The organism is Candidatus Moraniibacteriota bacterium, from assembly GCA_026396275.1.
Taxonomy (GTDB): Bacteria; Patescibacteriota; Minisyncoccia; order Moranbacterales; family JAPLXC01; genus JAPLXC01.
Genome location: JAPLXC010000005.1, coordinates 71,351 through 78,347 on the forward strand (window position 1 = coordinate 71,351; position 6,997 = coordinate 78,347).

1 protein-coding gene is annotated in these 6,997 nt (G+C 48.4%); it reads right to left on the reverse strand.

The window, feature by feature from the left end:
• Position 1 precedes the first annotated feature (1 nt).
• Positions 2-6,997: tail fiber domain-containing protein (locus NT136_01705; protein MCX6765657.1), on the reverse strand; the 6,996-nt coding region annotated here is incomplete at its 5' end.

Here is a 6,997-nt window from a genome sequence, read left to right on the forward strand (position 1 = left end):
ACTAATTTCCCGATCCGAGCTCGGCTGATTCCACTATCCACCAGTTGAAGTAGATGTCCTTGGCTACCGGATCGCTTAGTACCATTTTGAAACCGATATATTCGCCGTCGTCGTTTTTCACTTTCTCCACCCAATTATAGCCGTTGGGATTGTCCTCAAAGCTGGTGAAAATCTTGCAGGTTTCGCTCACCGCTTTGGTTTTAACGGCATAACTTTTTCCGTCCGAGCCGGTTACATCATCTTTGCCGTCGCCGTCCGCATCTTTTTCTATCGCCTGAATGTAATTTGAACCGATGGTTTTCTTTTCTTCGTCGGAAACTTTGACGGTAAATGCTCCGGCCACCACTCCTTCGGCTTCAACTTTTCCAAGAATGTTCACATCACCCGGATTGGTCGTCCGGTCAATGCCCAGCAGTAATTTGAGATAATCAATATCGTTTTTATTAGCTTCGATTTGGGCGACGTTTAATTCCTGGTTAGTGAGCGCCTTCAACTCGTCAATTTGGGTTTGGAGCGTGGCAACAAGATTTTCCAGAGTGACTATTCTTGATTCCTGATCCATAATTCCTGCTTCAAGATTTGAAACCCGAGAATTCAAAGTTGTGAGTTGTTGGTTGTTAGTTGTCAGTTGCTCTCCGATAATCGCCAGCTGCTCGTCCACCGAGGTCTGCAGTTCTGCCAGATTAGTGACGCTTTCGTCCGTCTTGAGAGCCAGCGTTTCCACATTGGTTGATATCCGCTGGTCTTCGGTATCAAGATCGCCGATTTGGACTTGCTGTTCCTGCATGGCTTTGACGATATAGAGCGGCAGTGCGGAAAGATTTGTGTCCAGATAATCAGTTCCGTTTATTTCTGTATGCCCGACCATTTCAGGAAACACTGTCTGGAGTTCCTGGGCAATGAAGCCCGTAATTCTTCTCTGGCGGGTGGCTTCATCATAGCCGGTAAGAGAATTATAGTTGAACGTAGACGGTTTTAATTGCATTATCTTGTCCAAATAACCCTCGCCCAAAACAACCACATTTTCTTTCAATCTGGCATCGGAATAGCTGGTGAAGTGGGTATAACCGGCGGCGCCCGGCTCACCTTCAACGGTCAACAAATATCCCGGAGCGTTTGTCCCGATGCCAACATTTCCGTTTAAAAATGCCGCGCTATAGTTGCTGTCCGCACCAGAGGCTCCATCAACATAGATTCCATAAGCTCTAGTGGTGGCGGCTCCCGTGTTTTCGCCGGCGGCGACGAAGTAGCCGCCGACTGTACGTACCGTTCCACCGGTGGAGACACCAGTCGCGGAGGCGTCGCCGTACACTCCAACTATAGTAGGAAAACCGGTAGTGAAGACACCTGTTGAGTTAATGTCAGAACGTATTCCACGGTAGGTTCCGGCGGTGGTAGCGGATTCGCCGTAAAGGAGGTCCAGTTTAGCGGAGGGACTCGCCGTCCCGATGCCGACGTTGCCCCTATCATTGGCAAGAATTACGTCTCCTACGCCAGTACCTCCATTGCCGCCGTTAATATATATATCGCCCCCGGATAATCCTGATCCGCCTATTATATTTATATCCCCTCCCGGACCTGTTGCGCCATATGCACTTCCCTGAATAGTTAAATCATAAGTTCCTGATCCTCCCACAGAAATTGTTCTGTCGCTGCCACCGCTAAGCAAAACATTACCGCTCACTTCTAATTTCTCGCTTGGTCCGGTCGTCCCGATGCCGACGGAGCCGTTCATGAACACCGCGGAGTAGTTGTTGTCCGCGCCAGTGGCGCCGTTGACATAGAGGCCGTAGGCGTTGGTAGTGGCGGCGCCAGTGTTTTCGCCAGTGGCGGTGAAGTAGCCGCCGTAGGTGTTGACCGTTCCTCCAGTAGAAACGCCGGTAGAAGCGGCATCGCCGTACATTCCATACATATAGGTGGTGCCGGTGGTGAAAATGCCGGTTGAGTTGGTATCAGAGCGCATTCCATAGTAGGATCCGGCGGTGGTAGCGGATTCGCCATAAAGAACATCCAGTTTTGCTCCCGGCGCAGTCGTCCCGATGCCGACGGAGCCGTTTTTATTTATAACAAACATCGTTGTTCCAGCACCAAAGGGGTCTCCATTTTGAGCATTAGACCCTCGGAGCGCGAAATCTCCAAAATTATCATAACTTGTCATTATTCCCCAATTTCTGTTAGAAGAATCAGCGTAAGTTGAATATAGGGACAATACAGACACTCCGCCGTTTTTAATTCTGATGCCGTCGCCGCTACTTACAGTTACCACTTCCATCTTAGTTCCCGGACTCGTCGTCCCGATGCCGACGGAGCCCTGATCAAAAATCGCCGCGTAATTATTCGTGCCTCCCGTAGCGGTGGCATAGAGAGCTCGGTTGACAGCCGAGGTTCCGTTCCAGGTTCCGGTAGCTTCAATGTCCAGTCCGGTTTTAGTAAGAGAGGCAGTAGAAGATGTGCCATTGGCATTAATGGTTATACCCGTGATACTAGCAGTTAAGCCCGACCCGACTGAAGCGTTAAAGTCACCGAGAATAAGGGGTGCAGCAGTGTTGGTATTGGCAATATAAAGCTTATTGCTTCCTGTTTCGCTAAAGCCGGCCTGGTAGCCCAAAAATACATTGCTAGCACCGGTAGAGTTGTTGTTTCCGGCTCTATAACCAATAAAAGTGTTGTAGTCGCCGCTGGTATTCGTGATACCGGCTTGATAACCGAGAAAAGTGCCGTAGTCGCCACCGGTGTTTGCTTGACCGGCCTGGTATCCGAGAAATGCATTGTAGCTTCCCGTAGTGGAAGTACCGGCACTATTCCCAAGAAAGACATTGTAGCTTCCGGTGTTGGACATGCCGGCTTGAGCTCCCACCATCAAATTCATAGAACCGGTGTTGGAATTTCCCGCGGCGTACCCAATGATGGTGCTGTAGTTGATGTTACTGGTGCCATTGCGACCGGCTTGTGATCCCAGATAGGTGTTGTAACCGCCGTTGGTGTTTGACTGGCCCGCCCATTTGCCGACCATGGTGTTATCAACCGCGTTAGAGCTCTGGCCGGCATAATCTCCGACATACGTGCTGCCGGTCGCGTTACTGTTAGTAAAGCCGGCCTGCCAGCCAACGAAGACATTAGCAGCGCCGGTCGTGTTGTTGTACCCGGCCGACCGCCCGACAAAGACATTATCGGTCCCGGAAGTGTTAGTATAACCGGCGTCTACTCCTACAAAAACATTTTGGGTGCCGGATTCAGTATTGACCCTTCCTGCGTTCGGTCCCGCAAAAAAGCTGGAGACCGCTCCGCTGATTCTCAAAACGTTGGTTCCAGCCATCTGATAAGTGGCGCCGGTCGGAATGTTCAAGTTCCAGTTTTTACCGATGGAAAAAGCCGGGCTTGAGTCGCCGTATTCATAAATCCCCAAACGAGTGGTGGAATCAGGAACAGTAAAATAAGCAGTAATACCAGCAGTTGGCATAGAAGTAGTGGAGATTCTCACCCAGTAGCGGGTGGTGCCATTGACGGCTGTCTGGGCCCAGTCGCCGGGAGCGGTGAAAGTGATGGCTCCGTCAGTGGAAAGATTGCTGGTTCCGTCAGTATGAGTGAGAGCCGTCCAGGTGCTTCCGTTCCAGTACTGGACGGAACGGGTTACGCCGGCTCCGGCAACAGCAAAATCAAGGTAAATAGTGGTGAAGGTGGAATCCTTGCCGGTGTAAAAATAATGGCTAGTGCTCGACAAGACCCAGAAGGCGGTTCCTCCGGAGGTTCTGGATTCGGTAGTATCGTCGGTGTAGGAGCTGCCGTTGTAAAAATAAACGGTGTCAAAGTAGCTGTTGGAACGAATGGCTAATTGCTCGGAAGGAGAAGAGGTGCCAATGCCGATTCTATTATTAGCGTTATCTATATATAATGTATTGGAATCAATATTGAGGTCGGTGCCAGTGGAAAGGGTGATTGATCCGTTACCGTAGGTGGTAGTTGATCCGGCGATAAAGGAGCCGTCGGTATAGATGTTTCCTTCCACTCCGGCCATGCCGGCCACAAAGAGATCATCGCCGCCTAAGACAAATCCGGTGTTGGCAAGGGTCTCATCTCCAGCAGTTCCGACAATCACGTCATCGTCGTCTTCATAGGTGCCGTAAGCCCCCGTTTCCCAGAGAGATGTCCCGCTGGAAGAAAGGTTGGTTGTTCCCCAGTAGAGATCTCCGCCGTCATTGTAGAGCGTGGTAGTCGTGGTTCCCGGCGTGGCATCGTTAAGATAGATGCCGGCTGACCCCGTGTCGGTGCCCTGAACGTGGAGTTTGTTGGAAGGGGAGGTGGTTCCGATGCCAAGACCAGTTGGTGTCATAGTAAACTTCTCATCAAAACTTCCCGATGACATAAAACCGAAACGAATAATCTGATAATCAAATATTTTTAATTGGCCGGTTGAAGTTACTGTGCCGATTCCGGTGACCTCATCATCCCCACCCAGAAATATAGAACCGCCTTGAGTCCTGATATTTCCGTTGACCGTAACCTTGTCCCTGGCATAATAAGTCCCAAAACCAAAATTACCGTTAGTTGCGGGAACCATTCCAATGGTCGCCGAATTGCCAGTTATAGAACCGGAAAGAGTAATATCTCCATCAACTGCAAGATTGCCATTAGTTAATTCATAAATAACAACATTGTCAACTGCTCCGTCAAAACCCTGACTATAAAAATAGAGTTCTTGGTCTGTTAATGCTTTGAATTGTTCAGTATAAGAAGCACTGCCAGGGTCTTTTTCAAAAGTATTAGCACCTTGACCGATATACAACTTACCAGCTGTTCCTCCGACAACATCAAAAGTTATTTTATATTGCTTGCCTACTGTTTTAGAAAATTGTTGCGTTAAATAACCACCAGTACCGTCATTTTTAGCGGTTCCAGCCGACCAAGCCCATCCTCCGCTAGGAGTCCAGCTTGATAAATCGGAAACAAATGTTCCATTGGTAATTAAATTTGTTACGCCTATGGCGGCAGTTATTTTGGCATTTAATCCATTTGTTGTTGAGCCAACTTCTAAACCCTGGGATGGACTTGTATTACCGATGCCGATGTAGCCGTTATTATCTACGAATAAACGGGAAGTGCTTCTGGTTTTAAAGTTTATATAACTATTACCGGCTATCCCGTTTGTACCGTCATTGTCGGTATCGGCTTCTATGTCTAAAGCATACAAAGAAGACATTCTTAATCCTCCACCGCCGTTGTCTTCCAGTTTCTGCCCATTGCCCCATTGGAAATAAGTCGGGTAACCACTCATGCTTATACTATTCGTGCCAAGCGTAAAGTTCCCATGCACAAAGTCCCCGGCGGCGTTTATATATGACACAGCTGTTCCCACACTGCTCTGCCATTCTTGGAGGTTAGCGGATTGAGAAGTGAAACCTTGAATAACTAGCCCTTTATTGGTGGCAACAGTAGTGGAAATTTGAGCAGTTGCCAGATTATCCACCGTGTTATATGGATTGACTAAAAATTTATTATTAGTTCCAAATGAAGCCGTCCCAATGCCGACTTTTCCAGTGCTTAAATTACCGTAAATAGTATTTCCGATATTAAGGAAATTATCGGTAGTTGCTGTTGGAGCATCAACATTCTCCCCAATTAAGATATTCCCGGAGCCAGTCGTCAGAGAACCCCCCGCTCCGGCTCCAAAAACAGTGTTAGAATTTCCTCCATTTAATCCTATGAGAACAGAACGACCAAATGCCGTATTACCATAACCCGTTGTATTATCCCTTAATGCTGCCGAGCCGAAAGCAGTATTTGCCTGACCCGTCGTATTGCTTTGTCCTGCTTGCCCACCGAAAAAACTATTATCCAATCCTTCTGTTCCCACGCCCGATATGTTATTTGCATTTCCAGCACCCTTTCCAAAGAAAAGGTTATAACTATTATCAGAGTGTATTCTTAATAACTCATTGCCCGAACTATCAAATGCTTTGATTAGCGGATTGCTATTGGATTGCGTGGCATTAGCTCTAACAATAAACTGGGTAGCGTTAGAAGTGCCTGTAATGTCCAGCTTTGCTCCCGGACTCGTCGTCCCGATCCCCACCAATCCGTCATTTCCCACATACAGTGATCTTGTTCCGGCGGCGTTTTGGATAGCCAGTGGATTGGTAACTGTTGTTGAGAAATCCCATCTGTCATCCGAGGTATGTCCGGTAGTAGCTCCGAAGGTGACAGTTACTCCGTTGTTGAGGGTTTGAGCCGATCCGGTAATGGCGACTAGGGTTGCGTCCCAAGTAGAACCGCCGTCATCTGACCATTTGAAAGTGTCCGGAGTGCCAGTACCGTCTATCTGGATCCGGTAATTTAGAGCGGAAGAACCAATAAATGTTCCTCCCGAATCCATATCGTCCAAACCTGATCCGGTGAAGGTCTCATCGCCCACGGTTGAGCGGGCTTTGATATCTAAAGCATAACTCGGGCTCGTCGTCCCGATGCCGACGGAGCCAGTTCCAGTTATTCTCATTTTTTCAGACGGGTTTCCTCCTCCTGAACGGGTTTTGAAGAAAATGTCGCTCGCCTCAGAGCCATGCGTAACATTAGTCATTAAAAATCCAATATCAGCCGCTGATTCATAATTACTTGAAGCATCCTGCGAATAGAAACCGATAAAGCCGCCCATTCCTACGGCAGGCGTGTTGCTACTTCGCCTATCCAATCTCATCAGTATTTCCGGTGTGTTAGTGCTTGCATAAGTAAGATATCCAACAAAAGGTGTGCCACTTCCATTAGCTTCGCCCTGAACTCCAGCCCAAGATGTGGTACTTCCATAAACTCCAGTGGATGAACCCTCACCCCAAATCGCATTACCACTGTTATTTACTACATGGAGTTTTTGACTTGGGCTCGTCGTTCCGATTCCCACATTGCCGCCCTCAAATATAGCCGAATAATTAGTTGTTCCTCCAGTGGCATTTACATAAAGTCCGCGGTTGACAGCCGAGGTTCCGTCCCAGGTTCCGGTTGATGTTAC